Annotated in this window: 24 protein-coding genes; 14 read left to right on the top strand and 10 right to left on the bottom strand. The window is 56.2% G+C overall.

Features of this window, described 5'->3' with window-relative positions:
- Nucleotides 1-13: 13 nt before the first annotated feature.
- Genes SB13_RS00540 through SB13_RS00550 form a run of 3 tightly spaced genes read right to left on the bottom strand, consistent with a single transcriptional unit; the run spans nucleotide 14 to nucleotide 2,597 of the window.
- Entirely contained in the window at nucleotides 14-826 is an 813-nt protein-coding gene (locus SB13_RS00540; protein WP_026738482.1) for a PfkB family carbohydrate kinase, read from the bottom strand.
- 10 nt (nucleotides 827-836) lie between these two features.
- Nucleotides 837-1,814: an SIS domain-containing protein gene (locus tag SB13_RS00545; protein ID WP_026738483.1), complete on the bottom strand. Its 978-nt coding sequence runs from the start codon at nucleotides 1,812-1,814 to the stop codon at nucleotides 837-839.
- Nucleotides 1,815-1,817: 3 nt separating this feature from the next.
- Nucleotides 1,818-2,597 carry an ABC transporter substrate-binding protein gene (locus SB13_RS00550; protein ID WP_026738484.1) on the bottom strand — a complete coding sequence of 260 codons (780 nt, stop codon included), beginning with the start codon at nucleotides 2,595-2,597 and terminating at the stop codon, nucleotides 1,818-1,820.
- Nucleotides 2,598-2,830: 233 nt separating this feature from the next.
- On the opposite strand from SB13_RS00550, the gene SB13_RS00555 reads away from it, so the two are divergent.
- Complete coding sequence (locus tag SB13_RS00555; RefSeq protein ID WP_026738485.1) at nucleotides 2,831-3,589, top strand: GntR family transcriptional regulator; 759 nt, start codon at nucleotides 2,831-2,833, stop codon at nucleotides 3,587-3,589.
- 166 nt (nucleotides 3,590-3,755) lie between these two features.
- Nucleotides 3,756-4,094 carry a Dabb family protein gene (locus SB13_RS00560; protein WP_051616373.1) on the top strand — a complete coding sequence of 113 codons (339 nt, stop codon included), beginning with the start codon at nucleotides 3,756-3,758 and terminating at the stop codon, nucleotides 4,092-4,094.
- 181 nt (nucleotides 4,095-4,275) lie between these two features.
- On the opposite strand, the gene ulaR is transcribed toward SB13_RS00560, so the two are convergent.
- The 3 genes from ulaR to ulaG form a co-directional block, all read right to left on the bottom strand.
- Complete coding sequence (ulaR, locus tag SB13_RS00565; protein ID WP_026738486.1) at nucleotides 4,276-5,031, bottom strand: HTH-type transcriptional regulator UlaR; 756 nt, start codon at nucleotides 5,029-5,031, stop codon at nucleotides 4,276-4,278.
- A gap of 106 nt (nucleotides 5,032-5,137) precedes the next feature.
- Nucleotides 5,138-6,010, bottom strand: coding sequence for an L-ribulose-5-phosphate 3-epimerase (locus SB13_RS00570; protein WP_026738487.1), 873 nt, complete (start codon nucleotides 6,008-6,010; stop codon nucleotides 5,138-5,140).
- A 24-nt stretch (nucleotides 6,011-6,034) separates the two neighbouring features.
- Nucleotides 6,035-7,102 carry an L-ascorbate 6-phosphate lactonase gene (ulaG, locus tag SB13_RS00575; RefSeq protein ID WP_026738488.1) on the bottom strand — a complete coding sequence of 356 codons (1,068 nt, stop codon included), beginning with the start codon at nucleotides 7,100-7,102 and terminating at the stop codon, nucleotides 6,035-6,037.
- Between the two features lie 532 nt (nucleotides 7,103-7,634).
- Between ulaG and SB13_RS00580 the strand changes: the two genes are divergently transcribed.
- The 7 genes from SB13_RS00580 to SB13_RS00610 all read left to right on the top strand — a co-directional run bounded on the left by SB13_RS00580 (nucleotide 7,635) and on the right by SB13_RS00610 (nucleotide 14,164).
- Nucleotides 7,635-9,383: a PTS ascorbate-specific subunit IIBC gene (locus SB13_RS00580; protein ID WP_026738489.1), complete on the top strand. Its 1,749-nt coding sequence runs from the start codon at nucleotides 7,635-7,637 to the stop codon at nucleotides 9,381-9,383.
- 37 nt (nucleotides 9,384-9,420) lie between these two features.
- A complete protein-coding gene (locus SB13_RS00585; RefSeq protein WP_026738490.1) occupies nucleotides 9,421-9,909 on the top strand; it encodes a PTS sugar transporter subunit IIA in 489 nt (162 codons plus the stop codon).
- Nucleotides 9,910-9,912: 3 nt separating this feature from the next.
- Nucleotides 9,913-10,620: an L-ribulose-5-phosphate 4-epimerase gene (locus SB13_RS00590; RefSeq protein WP_026738491.1), complete on the top strand. Its 708-nt coding sequence runs from the start codon at nucleotides 9,913-9,915 to the stop codon at nucleotides 10,618-10,620.
- Nucleotides 10,621-10,706: 86 nt separating this feature from the next.
- Nucleotides 10,707-11,351 carry a 3-keto-L-gulonate-6-phosphate decarboxylase UlaD gene (locus tag SB13_RS00595; RefSeq protein ID WP_026738492.1) on the top strand — a complete coding sequence of 215 codons (645 nt, stop codon included), beginning with the start codon at nucleotides 10,707-10,709 and terminating at the stop codon, nucleotides 11,349-11,351.
- Between the two features lie 336 nt (nucleotides 11,352-11,687).
- On the top strand, nucleotides 11,688-12,455 hold the full coding sequence (locus SB13_RS00600) for an EAL domain-containing protein (RefSeq protein WP_051616371.1): 768 nt from the start codon (nucleotides 11,688-11,690) through the stop codon (nucleotides 12,453-12,455).
- Nucleotides 12,456-12,878: 423 nt separating this feature from the next.
- On the top strand, nucleotides 12,879-13,181 hold the full coding sequence (locus tag SB13_RS00605; protein ID WP_026738494.1) for a hypothetical protein: 303 nt from the start codon (nucleotides 12,879-12,881) through the stop codon (nucleotides 13,179-13,181).
- A gap of 47 nt (nucleotides 13,182-13,228) precedes the next feature.
- Nucleotides 13,229-14,164 carry a 3-oxoacyl-ACP synthase gene (locus SB13_RS00610; protein WP_051616369.1) on the top strand — a complete coding sequence of 312 codons (936 nt, stop codon included), beginning with the start codon at nucleotides 13,229-13,231 and terminating at the stop codon, nucleotides 14,162-14,164.
- Between the two features lie 541 nt (nucleotides 14,165-14,705).
- On the opposite strand, the gene SB13_RS00615 is transcribed toward SB13_RS00610, so the two are convergent.
- The gene (locus SB13_RS00615; protein WP_152545791.1) at nucleotides 14,706-15,512 is read right to left on the bottom strand and encodes a 4'-phosphopantetheinyl transferase family protein; all 807 of its coding nucleotides are present in this window, start codon (nucleotides 15,510-15,512) and stop codon (nucleotides 14,706-14,708) included.
- A gap of 444 nt (nucleotides 15,513-15,956) precedes the next feature.
- Here SB13_RS00615 and SB13_RS00620 point away from each other — a divergent pair, with 444 nt between their 5' ends.
- The gene (locus SB13_RS00620; RefSeq protein ID WP_026738497.1) at nucleotides 15,957-16,514 is read left to right on the top strand and encodes a helix-turn-helix transcriptional regulator; all 558 of its coding nucleotides are present in this window, start codon (nucleotides 15,957-15,959) and stop codon (nucleotides 16,512-16,514) included.
- Nucleotides 16,515-16,855: 341 nt separating this feature from the next.
- On the opposite strand, the gene argG is transcribed toward SB13_RS00620, so the two are convergent.
- Nucleotides 16,856-18,208, bottom strand: a complete 1,353-nt coding sequence (gene argG, locus SB13_RS00625) for an argininosuccinate synthase (RefSeq protein WP_026738498.1) — start codon at nucleotides 18,206-18,208, stop codon at nucleotides 16,856-16,858.
- Between the two features lie 385 nt (nucleotides 18,209-18,593).
- Between argG and SB13_RS00630 the strand changes: the two genes are divergently transcribed.
- Together SB13_RS00630 and SB13_RS00635 are read left to right on the top strand one after the other, a co-directional pair.
- Nucleotides 18,594-19,145: an isochorismatase family protein gene (locus tag SB13_RS00630; protein ID WP_026738499.1), complete on the top strand. Its 552-nt coding sequence runs from the start codon at nucleotides 18,594-18,596 to the stop codon at nucleotides 19,143-19,145.
- A 7-nt stretch (nucleotides 19,146-19,152) separates the two neighbouring features.
- A complete protein-coding gene (locus tag SB13_RS00635; protein ID WP_026738500.1) occupies nucleotides 19,153-20,067 on the top strand; it encodes a GlxA family transcriptional regulator in 915 nt (304 codons plus the stop codon).
- On the opposite strand, the gene SB13_RS00640 is transcribed toward SB13_RS00635, so the two are convergent.
- Nucleotides 20,064-21,056 carry an acyltransferase gene (locus SB13_RS00640; protein WP_026738501.1) on the bottom strand — a complete coding sequence of 331 codons (993 nt, stop codon included), beginning with the start codon at nucleotides 21,054-21,056 and terminating at the stop codon, nucleotides 20,064-20,066. The genes SB13_RS00635 and SB13_RS00640 overlap by 4 nt on opposite strands.
- 147 nt (nucleotides 21,057-21,203) lie before the next feature.
- The gene (gene exaC / locus SB13_RS00645) at nucleotides 21,204-22,754 is read right to left on the bottom strand and encodes an acetaldehyde dehydrogenase ExaC (protein ID WP_026738502.1); all 1,551 of its coding nucleotides are present in this window, start codon (nucleotides 22,752-22,754) and stop codon (nucleotides 21,204-21,206) included.
- Nucleotides 22,755-23,055: 301 nt separating this feature from the next.
- Here exaC and fdhD point away from each other — a divergent pair, with 301 nt between their 5' ends.
- Nucleotides 23,056-23,919 carry a formate dehydrogenase accessory sulfurtransferase FdhD gene (gene fdhD, locus SB13_RS00650; RefSeq protein ID WP_036151288.1) on the top strand — a complete coding sequence of 288 codons (864 nt, stop codon included), beginning with the start codon at nucleotides 23,056-23,058 and terminating at the stop codon, nucleotides 23,917-23,919.
- A 211-nt stretch (nucleotides 23,920-24,130) separates the two neighbouring features.
- Entirely contained in the window at nucleotides 24,131-24,757 is a 627-nt protein-coding gene (gene sodA, locus SB13_RS00655; RefSeq protein ID WP_026738504.1) for a superoxide dismutase [Mn], read from the top strand.
- Nucleotides 24,758-24,988 lie beyond the last annotated feature (231 nt).

Below are 24,988 nucleotides of genomic sequence, written 5' to 3' on the forward strand. Positions count from 1 at the left end.
GCCACGCATCCCATCAATAGCGCATTCCCTCACCGAAGGCGCCTTCAATCATGCAGATGCGCGCCGCAAAGTGGGCGCCCTGACGCAAGCTGGCAGATAGCGTTTTGCCGTTAAGGTGGGCCAGCAGGAATGCGGTAATGAAAGCATCTCCCGCGCCGAGCGTATCGACGGGGGCGATCGGCTCCGGTGGCTGACTGATCCAATGATGGCCGTCGAACAGTATCGCGCCCTCTGCGCCGCGCGTTGCGATACCCCACGTGCAGCCTGCGTCGTGAGCCGCCAGCAGTAGCCGACGGGTTTCATCAAGCGTGCGGTCCGCGCAGGAGAAAAAGGCGTAATCCAGCCAGCGGCACTGGGCCTGCGCCCGTTCGGCGTCAAAATCATCCGAAAAGTCGTAGGACAACCGGCCGGGCAGTCCGGCGAGATCCGCCAGCTGCGTGTCGATATAGCTGTAGGCGCTGGTGTGGATCAGGTCGAAATGGCCCAGCCACGAGAGATGCTCCAGCACGAAACGCATAGAGGTGCTTTGACGGATACCGCCCGCATTAGAGCCGAGAAACACGCGCTCCCCTTGCTCAAGGGTAAGATTGGCGTGGCCGCTTTCGCCGGAGACCGTCAGGCAGTGTTCGAGACCAATGCCGCGCCGTTCGAGCACGCGGCGGATGTGCTCCGCCGCACGATCGTCGCCAAACACGCCCAGATAAGCGGCTTCTGCCGATAACATGCGCGCGTAGACGCTGAAATTCAGCGCATTGCCCCCCGGATAGCCGATGCCGGTATGGGTATATCGATCGATGACATTATCGCCAAGTCCCAGGACTTTCATCATCCTTACCTCAGTAATCCACCTGACCCATGTAACGCCGCGTCTCCAGCGAATGCTGGCGCACCTTCGCCAGCGCCGCGCGGTATTCGCACATGACGCTATAGAACAGTATCGGATTGAAATACTCCACCACGCCAGCCGGGATAACGCCCAACCCCAGCGCGTTGGCATCAATAATTTCCACCTTGTCGGCATAGCGATGCAGGAAGTCGCGCGCGCGCTCATCCAGCGGCCGGGTGCGACCCTCGTTCATCATCAGGATCCAGGGCGTGCTGTGGTCTGTGACCTCGAACGGCCCGTGGAAATATTCGCCGCTGTGAATGGAAGCGGCGTTCAGCCACTGCATTTCCATCAGCGAGCAGATGGCGAAGCCGTAGGCGTGACCATAAGACGCACCGCTGGACAGAATGTAAAACAGCGACTCTTTCGCATAGCGTTCGGCAAACGCCGCCGTCAGCGGCTGCACCTGTCCGCGCGCCTGGTCGATAATCTCGTCGATCTGCGCCATGCCCGCCTGAAAGTCGGCGTAGCCATCAAAGCCCTCGGCCTGCTGCAACGCCTCAACGCATAGGCTCAGGATCAGCGCCATCGGATTATTGACCACCTGGCTGTCATTCCCCCAGGCATACAGCAGATTGCCGTCCGAAAAGTCGATCAGCCGCGCGGCCTCGTTATGGGTCAGCGTGACGGTCACGCTGCCGCGCCGCTGAGCCAGCTCCGCTGCGGCCACCGACTCCGGCGTGTTGCCGCCGTGAGAACAGACGATCGTCAGGGACTGCTTGCCCAACCTTTTCGGAGGCGCGTGGACAAATTCGTTAGCGGTCATCATGTGACTGTGCAGCGTTGTGGATTCGCGGTTCAGGAAATAGTTCGCCGGATACATGTCCACCAGCGACCCGCCGCAGGCCACCAGAAAGACCTGTCGCAGGCCGCCCTGCGGGCGGAAACGCTGTTCGATAAAGGAGGAGATCATCGCTGCTGTATTCATGAATTAGTCGCCATAGACATTGAAAGTGAAGTATTTTTTCGCCAGTTTGTCGTACGTGCCGTCCTGACGTATCTCTGTGATGGCGCCATTAAGCTGTTGCAGCAGCGGCGTATCCTGCTTGCGGACGCCAATGCCGGTGCCCGGACCAAAAACGGCATCGTCTTTAACCTGCGGCTCGATCAGGCCNAACCCTTTGCCCTCTGGCTTACTGAGCAACGCCTCGGTCACCACCGTGGCATCATCCAGCGTGGCGTCCAGCCGTCCGACGACCAGGTCGGCATAGACCGCTTCGGCGCTGGGGTACGACACCAGTTCAACGCCCTCATCTCGCCAGTGCTTTTGGCCGTAGATTTCAAATACCGACCCTTGCTGCACGCCGACGCGTTTACCGCGCAGCGACTCGGCGGTCGGCTTCAGCCCGCTGTCTTTCGCCGCGACCAGATACGCCGGCGTGTTGAATAATTTGTGAGAAAAGTGGATGGCCTTCTGTCGTTCACTTGTGATGGAGAGCGAAGAGAGGATTGCGTCGAATTTGCGGGCATGCAGTGCAGGGATCAGGCCGTCGAAGCTGCTTTCCACCCAGACGCATCGAGCCTTCAGACGCGCGCAGATCTCATTGCCTAAATCAATATCGAAACCTTGCAGCCGCCCGTCCGCCGCCTTGAACTCAAACGGCGGGAACGTGGCGTCGGTGCCGAAACGAATTTGTTGCAGCGCGAAAACTGGGCTGGAGAGGAGCGCCATCACCAGACTCAGGGATACCCAGGCAAGCGTTTTCATCATTCACCCCCTATAAATATACCGTAAAATATACCAATAGAGATATACGCCGATCGTACATACCGGGCAACGAATTTATCCATATTATTCAATTATAATAGTGTGTTAGGGTGTTGTGGTCTGGTTAGCACGGGGGGATAATACGGCGAAAAAACGGCATAACTGATGATAAAACAAGCGCAAACCTTTGCGACAATCACGCTCTCTTTGGCATGAATCGGACCAGAAAACAGACCATGAACAAGACGAACACAGGGAAACGCCGTCCGCGTAAAGCGTATCTGGAAGCCAAACAGGCTTTGCTGAAGGTATTGAAGACGCCGGAATACAACGAGGGCGATCAGATCCCAGCCGAGCGCGATCTCGCCGTACTGCTCGGCATCAGCCGAATGACGCTGCGTAAAATCATCGATGAACTGGTCGAGGCCGGATTGCTGGAGAGACGCGGCAATCAGGGCACCTGGCTGACTCAGACGGCCATTGAACGACCGCTGACGCAGGCTATCGAGCAGGGCATCAGCAAGATCACCGAGCTGAACGGCGCGGTGCCCGGCAGCCGCTTAATCTATTTTCAAGATACCGTCGCCAGCCCCCGGATCNCCCCTCTACTGAGCATTGAAACGGGCGATCCGGTGGTGATGATCAAGCGACTACGGCTGGCGGACGGCGAACCTTTCTGCTTAGAAACCAGCTATTTGCCCCGTGCGTTGATGCCGGATCTGACGGCTGAGATGCTGGAGGAGAGCGGGTCGCTGTATCGGCTGCTGGCGGAGCGCTACCGCCTCTTCGGCGTTTCCGACGAGGGCACCATTCGCGTCGGGGTCATGAATGAAGAAGAGCAGGCGCTGCTGAACGCCCCGCCGGACAGCCCGGCCCTGATCTATCGCGGCGTAATCGCCGACCGCTTTCAACAGCCGGTGGAATATCTGGTGTCGGTCAACCATCCGCAGCGAGTCTCGTTTCGTATCAGCCATCGTCCTAACGCCGAGCGCTGAGACGGCGGTATTTTCGGGGCTGTAGAGTGCGCGCGCGGCGGACGTTTGACGGGCATGGCGGAAAAACACAGCGCCGGCATGCGGGTTTCAGAGGCGGATTACCCGCCATGAAAGTCGCCGCGTAAAGGGCTATGCTCTTTGCAGGACATCACAAACGGAGTCATAAATGATACGCCATATCTTACTTATCACCTTCAAGGAGGAGGCCGAGGAAGCCGATATCGAGCGGGTGAAATCGGCTTTTTTGCAGATGCCGGCCGACATCGAAGGCGTCGTCAGCGTTGAGTGGGGATGTAACGACAGTCCGGAAGGGAAAAATGAGGGCTTCACACACTGCGTGATGATGACGTTTAAAGACGAAGCGGCGCGGCAGCGCTATTTGCCCCACCCAAAACACGATGCATTGAAAGCGATTTTCCGCCCGATTCTGGCTAACCTCATCGTGCTGGACTATCCGATACTCACGCCCCAGAAAGCCCCGCAGCCGGTTACCGCCCCGCGATAACGTCAGGACGCGTTTGCGGCCACCGAACCACGGCCGCAACGCCGTCGCCGACGACCCCTGTCTGACGGTTAAACGCCCAAATCACCGCAGAGGATAACCAGGCCCGCCGGCGAACCCGGGAAGTTGGCAGAGTCCGGCGTGAAGCTTCATCGCCTGAACACGCCCCGATGCCCGTACAGCACTAGACCAGCATCACCTCGACGCCTTTCTCCTTCAGCTGCCGAATGACCTCCGGGTTGGCATCGCGGCCGGTGATAAGCACATCGATGTGTTCGGCGTTGCAGAACAGCATACCCGCGCGCTGGCCGAGTTTGCTGCTGTCCGTCAACACCGCAAGTTTGCCGACGTGATCCAACATTTTCTGTTCCGCCATCGCCGTCAGCATATCCATTTTGTACAACCCTTCGGCCGTGAGACCTTTGCCGCTGGTGAACATCCAATGTCCGGCGTACAGAGACGAAATCTCATCCTGCGGCGCCAGGGTGATGGACTGGCTCTTGTTGTACTGCCCGCCGATGATGACGACGCCGTCGTGTTCTTGCTCAATCAGATAGTTGGCCAGAGGAAAATAGTTGGTGATGACCTGAACGTCCCGCCCGCAGATTTCCTTCCCCAGCAGAAAGGCGGTGGAGCCGCAGTTGATGACCGCGCTCTCACCCGGCTGCACCAGCCGGGCCGCCGCCTGAGCGATGCGGACTTTTTGATCGTGAGTCGAGGTGTTTTGACTGTCCAGCGGCGACCATAGCCGTCTGGTCGGCATCAGCGCCTCCGCGCCGTTGCGCACCTTGCGCACCTGCCCGGCTTCATTCAGCTTATTGATATCGCGACGCGCCGTCGCCGGAGAAATTGAGAACGCTTGCATCAGGCTGGCCACGGTCAGATGGCGCTTCTCATTCAGCAGAGCCAGAATGGCGCTGTGTCGTTGTGTTTCTGTCATTTCATGCCTGATTTATGATTATTTATGATGTCTTATGATTGTATAACGCTGTTTTCAAAAATCAAAGCACCGGGCGGAGCCGCAGCCCCACCCGCTTGTCCTCTCGTCAATTCAATGCCAATCCTGCCTCCTGCGCCATCGTCGTCAAACGCGCCCTGGCTTGCCGCAGGTGATCGGCCCAATGCGCATCCTGCGCCCACATTTCAATAACCAGCGGCGCCGAATAGTGCATTCCGGCCAGCGTGCGAAAAATGGCGGGGAAGTCCACCTCCCCTTCCCCAATGCACAGGTCGCGGAACTGTCCCGGAGACTCGGCGCTTACACGGAGCGTGTCTTTGAGGTGGATTTGGACGATATGTTCGCCGCTCATCTGCAACTCGGTACAGGTATCGTAATTCCAGCCGGTGATATTGCCGACATCGGGATAGGCCATAAAGTAAGGCGAAGGCACCGCCTTCTTGAGCACTTCGAACTTACACAGCGAATTCAGGTAAGGCGTATCCATAATCTCCACGCCGAGCATGATGCCCGCCCGTTCAGCCAGACGCGCGCTCTCGCGCATGCCGTCGATAAAGCGTTGATGCGTGGCCTCGCTGTGCGGTTCGTAATACACGTCGTAGCCCGCCAGCTGAATGCAGCGTACGCCCAGTTTATAGGCCAGCCCGATGGCTTTGCGCATGATGACGCCCGCCTGGTCCCGCACCGAGGGATCGGCCGATCCAAACGGAAAACGACGGTGCGCGCTCAGGCACAAGGAGTGCAGCGGCAGGCCGTAATGCTCGCACAAACGGCGCAACCGAAAGATCTCCTCATCGCCCCAGTCCAGGCGTTGCAGGCGCTCGTCGGACTCATCGACGGACATTTCGATAAAGTCGAACCCCAGCGTTTTGGCAGCCTGAATCTTGTGCTCCCAATCCAGCCGCGCCGGCATGGCCTTTTCATACACGCCCAGCCGCAACCCGCTATTCAGGTGATACATCGCGCACCTCGTGTCCAGAGAACGTTAGAGGAACGAGCGAAACGGCAGCTCGGGTTCATCCGTGAAGATATCGTCAAACCCGCGCGGATGCTGGTAATGTATTTTGGCCTTGTCCGTCGGGAAGACGTATTTTCCCCCCACCTGCCAGAAGAACGGCTGGAAGCCGTAATTTAGACGGTCTTTTTTCCGGTGCCATAGCAGCTCAATTTCACCGGGGTCGCTCTGGAAATTCGCCCAAATGTCGTGATGGAAGGGGATGACCACCTGCGTATTCAGCGACTCCGCGGCACGCAGAATATCCGACGAGGTCATTTTGTCGGTCACGCCGCGAGGGTTTTCGCCATAGGAGAGTAGCGCCACGTCGATCGTATTGTCGTTGCCGTGCCGGGCGAAATAGTTGGAGTAGTGCGAGTCGCCGGAGTGATACACATTGCCGCCGCTGGTCTTCACCAGATAGTTCACCGCGCGCCGGTCCATCCCGTCCAGAATGCTTTTATCGCGGGAGGACACGCCCTCAGGCAGCGTCACCAGCGCGGTGCGATCAAAGGCGTCCAGCACGTTGATGGTGATATCGCCAATCGCGATCTCCTGCCCGACCTGCGCCACGATGCAGCGCTCGGCCGGCACGCCCCATCCCGTCCAAAGCTCGACACAGGCTTCGGGGCCGATGAATTTCACATGGTCGCCCGCATTTTGCAGTACCGCCGCCGCCACGTTGATGTCGATGTGGTCAGCGTGATCGTGCGTCGCCAACACCGCATCTATCTTCTTGATACCGAAGGGGTCGAGAACAAACGGCGACGTACGCAGATTGGGTTGCAGCTTGCGCACGCCGCCCATGCGCATCATCTGATGCTGCTTTTTCATGTAGGGATTGGCGTGGGTTTTCTTGCCGGTGCCGCACCAGAAGTCGATGGCAATCTGCGTGTCACCCGCAGACTTTAACCAGATGCCGGTACAGCCCAGCCACCACATGGCGAACGTCCCTGCGGCGACCTCCTCCTGCTCGATCTCTTCGTTGAGCCAGGTCCCCCATTCGGGGAACGTGTTCAATATCCATGACTCCCGGGTAATGTCAGTTACTTTGCTCATTGTTTTATCCTTTTGCATGATGACAACAACCGCCGTCGACCGGTTTCCATGGGTCGCAGACTCTGTTCCCCCGCCCCGTGTTTTTCGTTTGCCCCAGGTGCTCATCACAAAAACGCGATCACGGTGATTGAAAATGACTATATCAATCACAAATATGATTATCAATGATTACTTTTCGCATCTATTGACGAGCTGACTTGACGGTTTTAACACCCCAAAAACCAACCCCTCTTCACAAAAACCGACAAAACAAAGATATTAACTCATTATTTATATTACATTTTCAGTACCAAGAGACAAACAACAATAAACTAAAGTGATAATCACAACGCACAGCTTGATCTTCATCGTCGCTTGTTTATGATGATTAAAAAGATCACAAAGAAATCACGTCATGAAAATTCGTGATTTCTCTCGGTTCGACAAAACAGCAGGAGAAGTTAAATCACACGTTGGCAGGAAAGGACGCAGGTAACAGGGATTGAGTTATCACCGTCGGGCATATGGCCCTTCACCGATACGGAGCGGCATCATGGAAACGCTATACGCTATTTTTCACATCTTCTACAGCCAGGTTATGACCAAAGCGCCACTGCTGTTGGGACTGGTCACCTTGATTGGGTATCTGCTGCTTCGGCGGGATATCTCCACGGTCCTCAAAGGGACGCTCAAAACCATCATCGGTTTCATGCTGGTCCAGGTGGGCGCCGATACGCTAGTCGCAGGGTTCAAACCGGTGATAGAGAAGATCGCCGAATATCATGGGCTGAGCGGCTCGGTCATTGACCCCTATACCGCCATGATGGCGACGATGTCCGTCATGGGGGATCGCTACGCCTGGGTGGGCTACACCGTTCTACTGGCGCTCGCCCTGAATATCCTGATGGTAGTGCTGCGCCGCTATACCGGTATTCGAACGATTATGCTGACGGGCCACATCATGTTTCAGCAGGCCGGGCTGATAGCGATGTTTTATCTGGTGCTGGGCGCCACGATGTGGGAAACCATTATCGCCTCCGCCGTGATCATCGCGCTGTATTGGGGCATCTTTTCCAACATCATGTTCAAGCCGACGGAGGCCGTCACCGGCGGCGCAGGCTTCTCCATCGGTCATCAGCAGCAGGCGGCGTCGTGGATCGCGACCAAAATCGCCCACCGGCTGGGCGATCCCAAAGAGAGCGTCGATAACCTCAAACTTCCCCGCTGGCTGAACATCTTTCACGACAGCATCGCCGCGACCGCCATCGTCATGACCGTGTTCTTCGGCATTATTCTGCTCTCCTTCGGCCTGAAGAACCTGCAGATGATGGCCGGTTCCACCCACTGGAGTATCTATATTCTGGAAACCGGCCTGAAATTCGCCGTGGCCATTCAGATTATCGTCGTCGGCGTCCGCATGTTCGTCGCGGAACTGTCGGAGGCGTTCAAGGGCATCTCGGAGCGGGTCATTCCCAACGCCGTGCTCGCCATCGACTGCGCGGCCATCTACGCCTACTCGCCAAACGCCATGGTGTTCGGTTTTATGTGGGGCGCCGCCGGTCAGTTCGCCGCGTTACTGTTGCTCCTCGCCTTCCAATCGCCCATCGTCATCATTCCCGGCTTTGTGCCCATGTTCTTCTCTAACGCCACCATTGGCGTCTTCGCCAACCATTTCGGCGGCTGGAAAGCCGTGATGAAGATTTGCTTCGTGATGGGCGTCATTGAAGTGCTGGGCTCCGCCTGGGCGATTGCCTTGTTCGCCCACCACGGCACGCCGCTCAACGGCTGGATGGGCATGGCCGACTGGGCGTTGCTGTTCCCCCCCATTATGCAGGGGCTGTCCTGGTCGCCGCTGTTCCTGTGCGTACTCCTGCTCGGCGCCGTCACCTATATGTTTTTCGCCGCCCGACGTTTACGCGCGGAAGAAGATGCCACGGCGCCGACGTCGGATCTGCCTGCGGCCGCGACGCTGCCTCTCACCAAACCCGAGCCAGTCAATGCGGAACGGGCCGTGCGTATTCTGACCGTCTGCGGTAATGGGCAGGGGTCATCCATGATGATGAAAATGAAAATCGCCAAGTTCCTAGAGCAAAGGGACATACCGCATGTGATGGAGTCGTGCGCGGTGGCGGACTACAAATCGAAGCTCGCGATGACCGACATCATCGTCGCCTCACGCCACCTCGCGGGAGAGATAGAGCCAGGTGCAGGCAAATTCGTGCTGGCCGTGCAGAACATGCTCAATCCCCAGTCATTTGGCGACGAACTGCTCAACCTGATCAGAACGCATTTTTCCCGCTAACGTCCGGCTGAAGGAACGGCCGAGAAAGGAGCACACCATGAACTTCAAGCAATCACTGATAGATAACGACACTATCCGGCTTCAGGCCCATGCGGCCGACTGGCGGGAAGCGATTAGGATCGGTACGGGCATGCTGGAGACCGCCGGCGCGGTTGAGCCTGGCTATCATGCCGCGATCATCCGCAGCATTGAGAAAATGGGCGCCTACTTCGTCATCGCCCCCGGCCTTGCGTTGCCGCATGCACGTCCGGAAGACGGCGTCATACGCACGGCCTTCGCACTGGTGACGCTGGCCACTCCCGTCATCTTCGATGGCGAGGATGAACCTGTCGATGTGCTGATCACGCTGGCGGGCAGTACGTCCGACGAACATATCGTAGGCCTGACGGAGGTCACCCAAACGCTGGAGGACGAGAGCAGCCCTACCGGCATCAACCTCGACAGACTGCGCACATGTCGTAGCAAGAACGAGGTGTACCGCGCGATCGACAATGCGCTCGCGCAGGCGGCCAACGAGGAGGGATAACGGATGTTGAGCAACCTGAAACGAACGGTGTTGGCCGCTAATCGACAGCTGCCGCACCACCGGCTGGTCACCCTCACCTGGGGCAACGTCTCGCAGATCGATCGTCAACGCGGGCTGATCGCCATCAAACCGTCGGGCGTGAGCTACGACGCCATGACGGCTGACGATATCGTCATCGTCGATCTGGACGGCAACGTCATCGAGGGGCGACTTCGACCTTCCAGCGATACCGCCACGCATCTGGTGCTGTACCAGGCGTTCCCTCGTCTCGGCGGCATCGTCCATACCCATTCTCGTCATGCGACGATATGGGCGCAGGCCGGTATGGATATCCCCGTGTTGGGCACCACCCACGCCGACTATTTCTACGGCGATATCCCCTGCTCCCGCCCGCTGACATCAGAGGAAATCACCGACGACTATGAAAAAAACACGGGCGTGAGCATCGTGGAAACCTTTCGCCGACGGGAGATCGACCCCATTGCCGTGCCGGGCGTGGTTGCCTATGGCCATGCTCCTTTCTGCTGGGGGAAGGATGCCGAGGAAGCGGTGCATAACGCCGTCGTGTTGGAAGAGGTGGCGGCGATGGCGCTGGCGACGCGGCGGCTGAATGACCATATTCGCCTCCCGCAAACTTTGTCCGACAAACACTATTTCCGCAAACACGGCGCTGACGCTTACTACGGTCAGACTGACGCCACAATGGAATGATGCTCGCGGCATAAGCCGTTTCACCGCTCATCATGACCCAGACGGCGCATGCCGCCGTCTCAACACTGAAAAAGGATGCTCATACCATGACTCAGCCCTTATTACAGATTGCGCTGGACTCTACCGATCTTCCCACCGCCGTCGATCTGGCCGCTCGCGTGGCGGAGTATGTCGACGTCATTGAAGTCGGCACCATACTGGCCTTCGCCGAAGGAATGAACGCCGTCCGCACGCTGCGCCAGCAGTATCCCGACCATATTTTGGTCTGCGATATGAAAACCACGGACGGCGGCGCTATTCTGGCAAAAATGGCCTTTGCCGCAGGCGCGGACTGGATCACGGTGTCCGCTGCGGCCCATATTGCAACGATCACCGCCTGTAAAAGCATCGCGGACGACTACCACAGAGAAATTCAGATGGAGCTCTACGGCCACTGGACGTGGGAAGACGCGCAGGCCTGGCGAAAACTGGGCATCACGCAGGCGATCTACCACCGTTCGCGAGACGCGGAGCTGGCCGGAGTCGGCTGGACGCCTGAAGATATCCAACGCATGCATACCCTGTCGGAGATGGGATTTGAGGTGTCGATCACCGGCGGTATCGTGCCTGAGGCGTTGCAGCATTTCCGAGGCATTAACGCCAAAACGTTTATCGCCGGGCGGGCGTTAGCCGGTGAAAACGGAAGCGTCATCGCCGACGCCTTGCGCCAGGAAATCGCCCGCTACTGGTAACCTTCACGGTGTCCGCCCGTTGGCTTTCCCACGCGGGCGGGCATCATTCCCCGAGACAGCTCACCGCACCCGCACACCTCCTACGGAAAGCGCTTTACCGCACCGTTTTGGATATCTCGATGTTTATCATCCAGATAACTCGCCGTGTCCGTCTTTTTATGCATCGCCCGGTCAACTTCCCTTAATTCTTACCTGAATATTGCCGATAAATTGCCAAGTGAACGCAGTTCATCAGCTTACGAGCTATACATTTATTAGAGGGCGTCACGATCTTATCGCCCCGCTTCCGGCGGGTGAACGCGTCCATTTTTTCCATCATCCAGGAAATTGCTAACCATGACCTCCCTATCGCCCCCTTTTATGTCGTCGCGCTGTGCTCACTGCGCGGACAGCCATAATCTGGGCCTCGACTTCACGATGGCGTTTCAGCCTATCGTAGACTGCGTGACCAAAAGCGTATTTGGCTACGAAGCCTTGGTCCGAGGCTGCAATAACGAGTCTGCCTTCAGCATTATTTCGCAAATCAGCAACGACAAGCGCTACGGCTTCGACCAGCTGTGCCGAATCAAGGCTATCGCGCTTGCAGCACGACTGAAGCTGTCCGGCATGCTAAGCATTAATTTTCTACCCAACGCGATTTATCGTCCTGAACGTTGCATTCGCTCCACGCTGGAAGCGGCCAAAAAGTACCAGTTTCCGATAAAAAACATCATGTTCGAGTTCACCGAGAACGAGCAGGCCCATGACAGTAAGCGCATACAGACGATCATAGAATGCTACAAAAAGTTGGGCTTCAAAACGGCGATCGATGACTTCGGGTCGGGTTATTCCGGGCTGAGTCTGCTGGCGGATTTTCAAACCGATATCGTCAAGCTGGACATGGCGCTGATCCGCAACATCGATCAGGACAAAACACGCCAGACGATCGTCACTCACAATGTCAACATGTTGAAATCGCTCAACATTAAGGTACTGGGAGAGGGCATTGAATCAGAAAAGGAATATCATTTTCTTAAAGGGATCGGGATTGATTTCGCTCAGGGATATTACTTCGCCAGACCCGGCTTTGAGTCGCTGCCGGAGGTCGATACCACTCTTATTTAGCGCCGCAGACGAGGCGGTTCGCGTCAACGCCAAACCCGCTAAACCGGCTTTTACCACAGAGACTTTGGATAATTTGGGTTGCAGGAAGGCGGCAAGAGAGCGAATCCCGATGAGCTGACTCAAGTCAGTGATTCGGGTGAGCATGCTTAGCCAACACACCTGCAATTTGAAGGGCAGCAAGTACGACGGGCTTTTTAATGGTATCGCTTACCTTTCGTCCGCCTCCCCCCTACTTTCCTCTTGAAAGACGCGCTCAACCGACAAGACAAAACGTCGCCATCATCGGGTAAAAAGACCTAAAACACACACAGTTACCTCGAATATGTATACAAATAGCCCACGCTCGCCATATGCAATTTAGAACAAGTTGCCCCCCAATCGGCCGTTATACTGCGCACAATTACAGCGTGTCGGAGAGTTTGTATGAAGCACTCAGAATCTGGGCATCGCCGTGACGATGCAACACAATTACTCGTACGCGAGCTGTTGAAAGCCATTGGTATCGATCAGGGACGTATCGACGCCATATTCCAGGGCGCGCCGATGTATGCCCATGACGGCCTGCTGGATTCCGTCAATCTCATCAGCCTGATTGCCGTTCTCAGCGACCACTATGAAGCCCATGGAAAGCTGACGGGCGACCTGTTCGATCTCATGGATGAAAACGTTTTCGACGCATTTCATACCCTCGATAGTCTGACGCATTTTCTGCACGAAAAAACCTGACCTGTTTGTTGATACCCGAATCCCACGGCGATCAGGACGGAGGATGCATGATACACATCAATACCTTAGCCACCTGGGTTCCACCGGCTCGCCTCAGCGCTGAGGACATCATTATCCAAACGGGCTATAGCCCCCGCGAAGCCAACACGTTCTGCCAGCTGTTCGGCTTTCGCCGCATCGCCGCGCTGGAGGCCTCCGTCTCTCTTTATGGCGTTTTTTATCAACTTCTTAGCCAATTGATGCAGCAGTCCTCCGGACCTGACGTTCCCATCGACGCACTCATTTATGTGCATGGTATGCCGGCGCTGTATCGCGAACAGCCGGCGTGGCTCGCGCGGCTGAAACAGAGTCATCCGTTCGTCAGCGACTCAGCGGGCTGCTACGAACTGGACCAACAGCACTGCGCTACTTTGTTCTGGGCGCTGGAGCTCGCCCATCGGCTACTGGAAGACAAGCAGGCAAAACGCGTCGCCATTATCGCCGGCGAAACGTTGTCGCCTTTAGGGGCCTCGCGGCGATACGTGCCGGGCTACACGCTGATTGGAGATGCATTCGCCGCGCTGCTACTGGAGCGTGAAGGCGCTGGTTTACGGTTGGGAAAACCCTTTCTGGGCCAGCGAATGGAATTTTATGATGGACGGAAGAGCGGCCGGGAAGCGAAAACAGCGTTTTATCAGGCCCACGACGACATGGTGAGGGAGGCTCTGGCAGGCGCCCAGGCGGGCGATCCCGACAGCCTGTCGCTGCTGCCCCACAACATCAACCGTATCAGCTGGCGTCGCTATATGCGCCGTTACCCGCTGCCGTGCGAAGCCATCTCGCTCGGCCTGTTGCCGGATATCGGCCACTGCTGCACCGTGGACCCCCTCCTGCTGCTGCCTGCCGCGCTGCCCGCCGTCCGCAACGGGCAACCGCACGTGATGCTGTCCATCGGGCTGGGCGCCGCCTATGGCAGTTGCTCCGTTTACTACCGCGCGCAATGATTGCGCCGATACTTCGCGCCACCCTGCACGGCGTTTATCGGGCACACTGCAATTATTCTTCACTCTCACAATTTCAGACAACAATGCCCGCGGGCACCGGGCATAATCCTTTTCAGGAAGCGTTTTCGCTGGCGTAAGCAGGCGGAAATATACAAGGATGTAATAACGTCACGGTCAGAGCGCAGGATTGCGCCATTCGAACAGGGATGAAGACGGATCGTCGCGTTATCAGCATGGATGTTGTTTGTCTGTCCGTACCAGTTATTTTCATGCTCCAGCGGGATGACGAGAGATGAAAATCAGGATGGAAACGCTTTCTTTCTCTGCTGACACTCTGCGTGCATACCACTCATCGTGGTCTGTGCGTCGATACCGGAGAAAACCACGGATGCTACGCCCTTTAAGGATCGGGATATCGGCAAAGGGCGCCTTCTTCTCTTTCTCGTCGGTGGCGGGAAACATCACGCAAACATTGGCTTACTCTCTCTGCTCACACCGCTGAACGGCACGCGACAAGCGCCGCCCTGAGCGTTAGCCGACGTTAACCCAGCCAGTCCTTTAGCGCGTCCCACTCAGTCAGGGTGGTAAACCGCCAGCTCAACGTAGTCTCGTTGGCCGATAAAATGCAGCAGTTGAGCGCCAGGCTCGCTTCGTCACACCAGACTTCCTCCATCTGCGCGTTCGCGGGGCGAGAGTCATCCAGCACCTGAATCCGCCCGTTTTCCCGCGTCAGACAGCTGAACGAGTCCAACGGCTTGCTCAGGCCAAGTCCCAACGCCTTCAGATAGGCTTCTTTGCGAGTCCATATCCGAATAAAAGCCTGTGCATATGCCTCTTCATCGCAAAACTGATCCAGCCAGCACGCTTCATCAGGATGAAAAAAGCGCTTCGCTACGCCGCGTTTATGCTCGACACGCCCGCGATTTCCCTCGACATCGACCCCTACCGCGTCACCCTGTGCGATGGCGAACGCAAACGCAGCCTCGGTGTGGGAGAGGTTGAAGTGAAGCTGTGGATATCGGGGCAAGAACGGCTTACCTAACGGGGTGCGGGCAAACGCCAGCTCGTGCGGCAACGCGCGGCACAGCGGCGCCAGCAGGCAGCGTAGAATGCCCTCAGCCAGTTTGCTGGCGGTGAGCGTATCGTGCGGCGCCATCCGGCAGGCCAATCGCGCCTTGGCAGATGTTTCCGGTCGATCCAGCGTCTCCCGGTGGACCAAAACACACTGTGGGCCCGCCAGTTTTCGCGCGCTATGCTCAGCGCTACCACAAAAATCCAACGTGTTTTCCTGGCTGATAATCACGCTCTGCGCCCGATTTATCGCGCTTTCCCTATTCACCTTGTCCATTTTTCATCCTTGCGAGTCATGTCGGCTGAAAGCGATCGGTTCGAGATCACGTACGTCTGATGGAAACGCATACATAGCAACGCTGCATCGCGGGCGTTTCTCCTCCCTTGATCCCAGGTCGATTCGGATATTTTTGCGGTATGACCTTTAGAAACAAGTCTTAACGAATTCCTGTTATTAAAATCCCGATCACGCTTAAAACACTGACCATTTTCGAGACGAATAATCCCAATAACGAAATGTCGCCATCCCAAAAATGGAATGCTGAGTGGAAAAACCGTTACTTATCCCGCTGAAAAAGGCCATTCCAAATATGGCACACAATTTGCGTGAGTCACCCTGTCAATGACAGCAATGACAATAATTAACAACCCAATACCAACGCCGTTTTCAGCATTTTTATTAACCGCTCCAGGCACGGTAAATACATTTTTGGATGACACCATGAATCTACATAATGCCTACCCCCACACCTTGGATAATGAAAGCTTCAACCATAATCTTATCCAGGATATGTATCGTCGCCACCCCAACCTCAAAAAGACCTTGGAAAACAATAATAAAGCAACCAGGCTGGTAGGGATCATCGACTATATTATTGAGAATATCGGCGATAACATCACGCTGGAACAACTCGAAACCGTGAGTGGCAAATCGAAGTTCGATATCTGCCGATTATTTAATCAGGTCTATAATATTACGCCCATGCGATGGATCTGGCGCGTACGCGTCACGCTGGCGAGAGAGATTATTCATATTTCGCCTAACTGGTCTCTGACCGATATTTGCTATGCGTGTGGTTTCTCCTCGTTGCCTCATTTTTCCCGCTGCTTTACGAAAACGTATAATATTCCGCCGCTGAAATACCGGAAAACCGTCTCGTCCGACCGCGAGCCGCCCCGTTTTATTAGCAATATGAGCTTCGATATTATTTTCGGAAAACAACGTCATCTGTTTTCTCGTCATGTATTGCTGGATAACATCCACAATTTGTCTAATTAACGATCTTGTTCGAGTAAACGAGAAAAGTCCGTCACGGGACTTTTATGGATGGAGGAAGGCACCGCGGTGAGTCAGGTTCGGAATCGGGGGTGCCGTCCCATTTGACGAGGACGCCCTGCTTTTGACGCAACCCCTCACGTTGATACGTAATCTGCCAAGAAACAGAGGTCGTTTTTATCCCTGATTGCCGATCCCGCCGCCGCTTTACACGATTCCTCGCGAAAATCAGAGGGGGCGGTGGTGCCGGAAGACGGCGCGATCAGCGCCTACCGCAGCAACAATGACAAAAAAAGGCATACCTCGGTATGCCTTTTTCAATGCATCAGACGGTAGCCCGACGATTATTTTTGGGTTTTATCCTGCAAGAGTTCACCGCTTTCCACCTGCGGCACACCGGCGCTGCCTGTGATCAGCAGGCCGCTTTCCATGTAGCTGAACAGTTTTTCACGCGTGTCGGTGATGTCCAAATTACGCATGGTCAGCTGCCCGATACGGTCATCCGGTGAAAAGACAGAGTCGCCTTTTTCCATGGTCAGACGCTCAGCCTTATAGGTCAGATTGTCGGACACGGTGTTCAGATAAGAGAAGTCATTGCCGCGACGCAGCTCAACGGTGACCTCGCCGGTGATTTCACGGGCGACCCAACGCTGCAGCGCATCACGCAGCATCAACGCCTGCGGATCGAACCAACGTCCCTGATACAGCAGACGGCCTAACTGACGACCATGAGCGTGGTACTGCTCAATGGTGTCTTCATTGTGGATCCCGGTGACCAGACGCTCGTAGGCGAGGTGCAGCAGCGCCATCCCCGGCGCTTCATAGATGCCCCGGCTTTTCGCTTCGATGATGCGGTTTTCAATCTGATCGCTCATCCCGAGACCATGACGGCCGCCGATGCGGTTGGCTTCAAGCATCAGTTCGACGTCGTCAGCGAAGGTTTTGCCGTTAAGCGCAACCGGATGCCCTTGTTCAAAGCGGATGGTGACCTCTTCAGCAGGCACTTTCACGTTTTCGTCCCAGAACTTGACGCCCATGATCGGATTAACGATTTTCAGGCTGGAGTTGAGGAACTCCAGGTCCTTCGCTTCGTGTGTCGCGCCCAGCATGTTGGAGTCGGTAGAGTAAGCTTTTTCCGCCGACATTTTGTAGCTGAAGCCCGCCTCGGCCATAAACTCGGACATCTCCTGACGGCCGCCCAGTTCGTTGATGAAGTCGGTATCGAGCCAGGGTTTGTAGATTTGCAGTTCCGCGTTGGTCAGCAGGCCGTAGCGATAAAAACGCTCGATGTCGTTGCCTTTATAGGTGCTGCCGTCGCCCCAGATATTCACGCCGTCTTCTTTCATCGCGGCCACCAGCATGGTGCCGGTCACGGCGCGGCCTAGCGGCGTGGTGTTGAAGTAGGTCATACCGGCGGTGGTGTTATGGAAAGCACCACACTGGATCGCGGCGATACCCTCTGCGACCAGCTGTTTGCGGCAGTCGATCAGACGCGCATTTTCCGCGCCATATTCCTTGGCGTGACGAGGAATAGCGTCATAGTCCTCTTCATCCGGCTGACCCAGGTTCGCTGTGTAAGCATAAGGCACCGCGCCTTTTTTACGCATCCACAGCAACGCGGCGCTGGTGTCCAGCCCACCGGAGAAAGCGATGCCGATACGTTGACCAACCGGAAGATGCTTCAAAATCGTCGTCATAACAATTAATCCCTGCTCGAGTTAGATGGCATTGAGTGTAACCACTCCAACGCCGAATTACGTAAGTTACATCGCACTATATTGGACAAAATGCAGAAGAAGATCGCGGCGATTCACACGGTCGACGGCATTTTAATCGCGTACTTCACAATGAATATTTATGCAGAATATATGATTTATAATTTAAACATCTTTTCAGCCGGACAGGAAGAGACTCGTTAGGATTTTGGCAAAAAATTCATGCTGCCCTGGTATCACGATCCGTTGGCGACACCTCGCCGATGTCTCTCTGGTCCGGATTTAGCCCTATCGTGTCCGGATCTGGCCTTCTTTCGTTTCAACGTTGGGCGCATGATAGCCAACAACATGAACGAGGAGATAAACCATGTCGCGCACTGCACTGTTAATTATTGATGTACAAGACTCTTTCTTACATCGCCCTTTCTGGCAGGAGGACGATCTCCCGGCATTTCAGGAAGCGCTGCTACGCCTGATCGATGGCTGTAAACGGCAAAATGTCGCGCTGGTGGATGTGTTTCACGTCGCGACAGAGGGGCCTTTCTCGCTGGAGTCAGGCTTCGTCACACGGCAGCGTTTTCTCCATCATCAGCCGGATAAACAAGTCTACAAACACGTTCATAACGCCCTGACTGACTCAGGACTGCATGAATGGTTACAGCAAGAAGGTATTCACCATTTAATTATCTGCGGCATGCGCACCGAACAGTGCTGCGAAACCACCGCGCGGGTTGCGTCCGATCTGGGCTATCAGGTAACGTTCGTGACTGAAGCAACGCTGACCTTCCCGATGACGCACGACGGAAAAACGCTGAGCGCCAGCGAGCTAAAACATCATACCGAAACCGTGTTGAATAACCGGTTCGCGACCCTAAGCAGCGTCGAGGCATGTCTGGCGGCGTTGACCCCTACGGAGTAAACACGGCATGGCACGTCAGGTCTATTTTTTGATGTTGCCCGGCGTACTGTCGCTCGACGTCGCCGGACCGGCGGAAGCGTTACGCCTGGCCGGCGATTTTGACCTGCATTACATCAGTCCGGTTGAGAGTCTGCGCTGTTCTATCGGACTCACTCTCAACCAATTGGAACCGCTGCCGACGCCGATGCCGCCGGACAGCATTTTGATCGTCCCCGGCGTCACCCCGTCCGAACATTATTTCGCCACACCGCTGGCCGAGGTAGCCCGCGACTGGCTGCGCGAGCGGCGGTCTGAACTCGAACGCCAAACACTGACGCTGGTCTGCATCTGCTCCGGATCGCTGCTCGCCGCGCAGGCGACGCTGCTGGACGGTTATCAATGCACCACCCATCACGATATCCTCGCCCGTCTTTCCGAACAGGCTCCGGCGGCATTAATTAGAGAAAATCGTATTTTCGTGGAGGACCGCAACGTCTACACCAGCGCGGGGATCACCGCCGGCATTGACCTGGCGTTGCATTTGATCGCCCGTTTCCAGAGCAGCTTGCACGCTACGCAGGTGGCCCGGGAGATGGTGGTTTACTTCCGCCGCGCAGGTAACGACGACCAGCTGTCGCCCTGGCTACAGCACCGTAATCATCTCCATCCTGTGATCCACCGCGCGCAGGATTTGCTGGCTGCGGCACCAGAATCCTCGTGGCCGCTGGATCAGCTGGCGGACCGTGTACATGTGAGCGCTCGCCACCTGACACGCCTGTTTCGGGAACATGTCGGGATTACCGTGCGCGAGTATCACGAACAGCTGCGGCTTACCGTGGCGGAACAGCGTATCAGGCAAGGCATCGGCGTGGAAAAAGCAGCCTTGCTGGCCGGCTTTTCCTCGGCGCGTCAGCTGCGCCGGGCTCAGTCGCGTCAGGCCTAGCTCACCAGACGGCGACGGTCGATGCGCTGTAGCCCCAACGAAAACAGCAGGCCGACCGCCAGCGCCATCGCAAAGACGTAAAAAATATCCGCCACCGGGGCGCTTTCGAGCGCCAGTTGATGCGTGCGTAAATAATGGATCACCAGCGCGTGAACGCCGTAAATCGCCAGAGAATGACGTGCTATCAGCGCCAGTCCCGGCAAGGGTGCCGCGTTGAGGTAATATTTTCCACTGGCCAACAGACCGGAGGCGGCCAGAAACACCAGCGGTCCGCAGTAGAGATAATAGGTTTGATCGAAGTCGCCGTTGATGAGCGTCAGATGGCGAGTCCCCAGCGTCACCAGCGCTACCCCTAATACGAAGACGCCGAACGCCACGCGCGCCGCCCAGCGGGGGATCGTCATCATCCCGACGATCCTGCCGGTAATGGCGTACAGCAGGTAATAGATGGTATCGCCGAACATATATAGGTTCACCGGCAGCATCTGATGCTGACCGTTCATCAGCGCGGGCATATTGGGATTGGCGACCACCGCCAGCAATACGATCGCCGCCGCCAGCGCATAACCCGACGCCTGACGCACTTTAATCAGCGGAGAAAACAGGTAAATGATGGTGATGGCATAGAAAAACCACAGGTGATAGAACACGGGTTTTTGCAGGCTGTCTCGGAGCGCCAGCCACGGATTGATGGGAGTGAGCCACGCCATATAACACAGCGCCAACAGGCTGTAGAACAAGAGACAGCAACCGATGCGCAGATAGTGTTTACCCTGAGCCTGTCGCTCTCCAAAGAATAGGTAGCCTGAAATCATGAAAAATAGCGGCACGCAGACGCGAGAGGCGGAATCCAGCAGATTGGCGACGTCCCAATAGAGCGTCCCCACCGCGCTGCCATCGGTGACATACCCTGCGGCGCTGTGGACCATCACCACCATCAGGCACGCTATCGCCCGCAGGTTGTCCACCCAGCCGATCCTGTCGGTCATCCACGCCCTCGCCCTATTTTTATACAATAATAAACAGATTATAGGGTGCCCCGCGGCAACTCAATGTGATTGCGGGGAAATGTCGGCAGATAAACAACAGGGCCGCCGAGGCAGCCCTGTTCACTTAACGTCGCACCCATTTGATGCCTAGAACAAGCCCATGGGTTTGTCGGAGTAGCTGACCAACAGGCATTTGGTCTGCTGATAGTGTTCCAGCATCATTTTGTGATTTTCCCGCCCGATGCCGGACTGTTTGTAACCGCCGAACGCGGCATGCGCCGGATAGGCATGGTAGCAGTTGGTCCACACGCGTCCGGCCTGAATGCCGCGCCCCATGCGGTAAGTGATGTTCGCATTACGGCTCCATACGCCCGCGCCCAGCCCGTAAGGGGAATCGTTGGCGATCTCCAATGCGTCGTCCAGCGTTTTGAACGTCGTCACCGCCAGCACAGGTCCGAAGATCTCTTCTTGGAATACCCGCATGTTGTTGCTGCCTTGCAAAATCGTCGGTTCCAGATAGTAGCCCTCGGTCAGATCGCCGTTCAGCGACTTGCGACGCCCGCCGGTCAGCACCTGTGCGCCCTCTTTCTTACCGATATCGATATAATTGAGGATGGTGTCCAGCTGTCCCGACGACACCTGCGCGCCCATCATGGTATGGGCGTCCAGCGGGTTGCCGACGCGAATGGATTCCACCCGCTTGATGGCGCGCTCCATAAAGCGCTCATAAATAGACTCCTGCACCAGCGCCCGGCTCGGACAGGTACAGACTTCGCCCTGATTGAAGGCGAACAGAGAGAACCCTTCCAGCACTTTGTCGAAGAAGCTGTCCTCTTTGTCCATGACGTCGGCAAAGAAGATATTGGGGGATTTTCCGCCCAGCTCCAGCGTCACCGGAATGACGTTCTTTGCTGCATAGCCCATGATCTGCTGGCCGACTTCGGTCGAGCCGGTGAAGGCGACCTTGGCGATCCGCGGCGATGTTGCCAGATATTCGCCGATCTGCCCGCCTGCGCCGTTAACCACGTTGATCACGCCCGGCGGCAGCAGATCCTGAATGATCTCCATCATCAACAGGACCGAGAGCGGAGTCAGTTTGGCGGGCTTCAGTACGATACAGTTGCCTGCCGCCAGCGCCGGCGCCATTTTCCAGCACGCCATCAGCAGCGGAAAGTTCCATGGAATAATCTGCCCGACCACGCCGAGCGGCTCGTGGAAATGGTAAGCCACGGTGTCGTGATCGATTTCGCTGATCGCGCCTTCCTGCGCCCGGATACAGGCGGCGAAGTAGCGGAAGTGATCGATGCCGAGAGGGACGTCGGCATTGCGGGTTTCGCGGATCGGTTTGCCGTTATCCCAGGTTTCGGCGTTCGCCAGCAGATCGATATTCTCTTCCATGCGATCGGCGATGCGGTTCAGGATCTGCGCGCGTTCGGCAGCCGACAGCGCGGCCCAGCCGGCTTTGGCTTCGTGCGCCGCATCCAGCGCCAGATCTACGTCGCGGGTATTTGAGCTGGCGACTTCGCATAACGGTTGTCCGGTAACGGGCGTCAGGTTGACATAATATTCCCCGCTGGACGGAGGCACCCAGGCGCCGCCGATAAAGTTTTCGTAACGTTTTTTCAGGCTGACATCGAAGCCGTAGGCTCCAGGCGAAACACGGCTTGAGCTAGAACTGGAAGAAGTGTCATAGGTCATTTCTGTCTCCTTTGTATGCTGATGCTGCGGACTGAGCGCTGTATTCGCAGTGACGACACACGGCCAGCTGATACAGAACGGTATGCTTACCTAAACAGAAAATCGTTGGATTCATCCTAGAGGATGTTAATCAATTGTGATAGATACAGGCGGTCTGAAAAAGACGGGAATTCGATTCAGCGCTCATTTTTAGGCAACAAATGGAACCTAATGCGAAACAGCGCATCCTACGTCGTCAGGCATATTCGTCATCACCCGGGGGAGATAACATTCGCGTCCCGCCGCATGCGGTGAAATACTGATGTCACGACGTCACATCACGACCGCAGGAGTACGGGTGAAAAACAACCATTCCCAGCGTGAAGATACGCAAGCTCCCTTGATCGGGGCCAGTCGGCGCACCATCTGGCATCAGGAGGCGTTGGCAGAGCCTCGTCGCGACTGGCTGGCGGAAGAGGTGCCGGTAGCTCTGGTCTACAACGGCATATCACACGTGGTGATGATGGCCTCACCCAAAGATCTGGAAGCGTTCGCGCTGGGTTTTTCACTGTCGGAAGGCATTATTCAGTCGCCGAACGACATCTACGGCATCGACGTCGTGCCAGCCTGTCACGGCATCGAAGTTCAGATTGAGCTTTCCAGCCGTCGCTTTGCCGGGCTGAAAGCCAGACGCCGCGCAATGGAAGGCCGCACCGGCTGCGGCGTCTGCGGCGTCGAGCAGTTGGAGGAGATAGGCAGGCCGATAGCGCCGCTTCCCTTCACCCAGACATTTTCACTGTCGCGGCTGGCGTCTGCGCTGGCCCGGTTGCCCGATGTGCAGGTCGTCGGGCAGCGGACCGGCTGTACCCATGCCGCCGCGTGGATTTCGCCGGAAGGCGCGCTGTTGGGGGGTTGCGAGGATGTCGGCCGACACGTCGCGCTGGATAAACTGCTGGGGATGCGCGCTCGTCAGCCCTGGCAGCAGGGCGCGGCGTTAGTGTCCAGCCGCGCCAGCTATGAAATGGTGCAAAAATCCGCGCTCTGCGGCGTAGAAATTCTCTTCGCCGTCTCCGCCGCCACCTCGCTGGCCGTCGACGTCGCTCAACGCAGTCAGCTCACCCTGGTGGGATTTTGTCGTCCGGGGCGCGCGACGGTTTACACCCATCCTCAGCGCCTGCGCGACTAACCGCTTAGACTAATTGGTTGTTAGGCCCAACCATTCTCTTATAAGTGACTGTTGAAAAAGGATTAAAATCAGGACGAAACGGCAGAAAGCCAAGAATAACCATTTTCAATATCATTTAATTAACTATAATGAACTTCATGCTTACGCGGGACTAACAAACCAAGTGCCGCTCCATCTATACCAATGCACGCCAACAATGGAGATGCAAAATATGAGTTACACACTGCCATCCCTGCCCTATGCCTATGACGCACTGGAACCGCATTTCGACAAGCAAACGATGGAAATCCATCACAGCAAACATCACCAGACCTACGTCAACAACAGCAACGCCGCGTTAGAATCCCTGCCGGAATTCGCGAAACTGTCTCCGGAAGAACTGATCACCAAACTGGATCAGGTCCCGGCTGATAAGAAAACCGCGCTGCGCAACAACGTGGGCGGCCATGCCAACCACAGCCTGTTCTGGAAAGGCCTGAAGCTGGACACCACGCTGACCGGCGATCTGAAAGCCGCCATCGAACGCGATTTCGGCAGCGTTGACGCCTTCAAAGAAACTTTTGAGAAAGCAGCGGCAACCCGTTTCGGTTCCGGCTGGGCCTGGCTGGTGCTGAAAGACGACGGCAAACTGGCGGTAGTCTCAACGGCTAACCAGGATAGCCCGCTGATGGGTGAAGCCATCTCCGGCGCGTCCGGCTACCCGATCATCGCTCTCGATGTGTGGGAACATGCCTACTACCTGAAATTCCAGAACCGCCGCCCGGACTACATCAAAGCGTTCTGGAGTGTCGTCAACTGGGACGAAGCCGCAAAACGCTTTGCCGAAGCAAAAAAATAATCTGCCCTAGATAGCCTGCGCCGTTAGCGCGAGCTCATCCCCCGACCCGGAATAACCTTAATTATTCCGGGTTTTTTATTTCCGCATTTCATTCCTTAATACCGAAGTAAATAGTAAAGCTTTCCTTTAGCATGCCGATAATTTTCTCGAGCCCTCTTTGATTATTTTCCACCATCCTGTCCAGGTCGGGGGAGATATTCTTCTGGCTAAAACAAATAGCAAATCAACACA

The sequence above is a fragment of the Lonsdalea quercina subsp. quercina genome (assembly GCF_000688695.1).
GTDB classification, from domain to species: domain Bacteria; phylum Pseudomonadota; class Gammaproteobacteria; order Enterobacterales; family Enterobacteriaceae; genus Lonsdalea; species Lonsdalea quercina_D.

Excerpts from the sequence above, each read along its gene's own strand:
- SB13_RS00540 (WP_026738482.1), bottom strand. The coding sequence starts at position 826 with ATGAAAGTCCTGGGACTTGGCGATAATGTCATCGATCGATATACCCAT.
- SB13_RS00545 (WP_026738483.1), bottom strand. The coding sequence starts at position 1,814 with ATGAATACAGCAGCGATGATCTCCTCCTTTATCGAACAGCGTTTCCGC.
- SB13_RS00560 (WP_051616373.1), top strand. The coding sequence starts at position 3,756 with ATGATACGCCATATCTTACTTATCACCTTCAAGGAGGAGGCCGAGGAA.
- ulaR (WP_026738486.1), bottom strand. The coding sequence starts at position 5,031 with ATGACAGAAACACAACGACACAGCGCCATTCTGGCTCTGCTGAATGAG.
- SB13_RS00570 (WP_026738487.1), bottom strand. The coding sequence starts at position 6,010 with ATGTATCACCTGAATAGCGGGTTGCGGCTGGGCGTGTATGAAAAGGCC.
- ulaG (WP_026738488.1), bottom strand. The coding sequence starts at position 7,102 with ATGAGCAAAGTAACTGACATTACCCGGGAGTCATGGATATTGAACACG.
- SB13_RS00580 (WP_026738489.1), top strand. The coding sequence starts at position 7,635 with ATGGAAACGCTATACGCTATTTTTCACATCTTCTACAGCCAGGTTATG.
- SB13_RS00585 (WP_026738490.1), top strand. The coding sequence starts at position 9,421 with ATGAACTTCAAGCAATCACTGATAGATAACGACACTATCCGGCTTCAG.
- SB13_RS00590 (WP_026738491.1), top strand. The coding sequence starts at position 9,913 with ATGTTGAGCAACCTGAAACGAACGGTGTTGGCCGCTAATCGACAGCTG.
- SB13_RS00595 (WP_026738492.1), top strand. The coding sequence starts at position 10,707 with ATGACTCAGCCCTTATTACAGATTGCGCTGGACTCTACCGATCTTCCC.
- SB13_RS00600 (WP_051616371.1), top strand. The coding sequence starts at position 11,688 with ATGACCTCCCTATCGCCCCCTTTTATGTCGTCGCGCTGTGCTCACTGC.
- SB13_RS00605 (WP_026738494.1), top strand. The coding sequence starts at position 12,879 with ATGAAGCACTCAGAATCTGGGCATCGCCGTGACGATGCAACACAATTA.
- SB13_RS00610 (WP_051616369.1), top strand. The coding sequence starts at position 13,229 with ATGATACACATCAATACCTTAGCCACCTGGGTTCCACCGGCTCGCCTC.
- SB13_RS00615 (WP_152545791.1), bottom strand. The coding sequence starts at position 15,512 with ATGGACAAGGTGAATAGGGAAAGCGCGATAAATCGGGCGCAGAGCGTG.
- SB13_RS00620 (WP_026738497.1), top strand. The coding sequence starts at position 15,957 with ATGAATCTACATAATGCCTACCCCCACACCTTGGATAATGAAAGCTTC.
- argG (WP_026738498.1), bottom strand. The coding sequence starts at position 18,208 with ATGACGACGATTTTGAAGCATCTTCCGGTTGGTCAACGTATCGGCATC.
- SB13_RS00630 (WP_026738499.1), top strand. The coding sequence starts at position 18,594 with ATGTCGCGCACTGCACTGTTAATTATTGATGTACAAGACTCTTTCTTA.
- SB13_RS00635 (WP_026738500.1), top strand. The coding sequence starts at position 19,153 with ATGGCACGTCAGGTCTATTTTTTGATGTTGCCCGGCGTACTGTCGCTC.
- SB13_RS00640 (WP_026738501.1), bottom strand. The coding sequence starts at position 21,056 with ATGACCGACAGGATCGGCTGGGTGGACAACCTGCGGGCGATAGCGTGC.
- exaC (WP_026738502.1), bottom strand. The coding sequence starts at position 22,754 with ATGACCTATGACACTTCTTCCAGTTCTAGCTCAAGCCGTGTTTCGCCT.
- fdhD (WP_036151288.1), top strand. The coding sequence starts at position 23,056 with ATGTCACGACGTCACATCACGACCGCAGGAGTACGGGTGAAAAACAAC.
- sodA (WP_026738504.1), top strand. The coding sequence starts at position 24,131 with ATGAGTTACACACTGCCATCCCTGCCCTATGCCTATGACGCACTGGAA.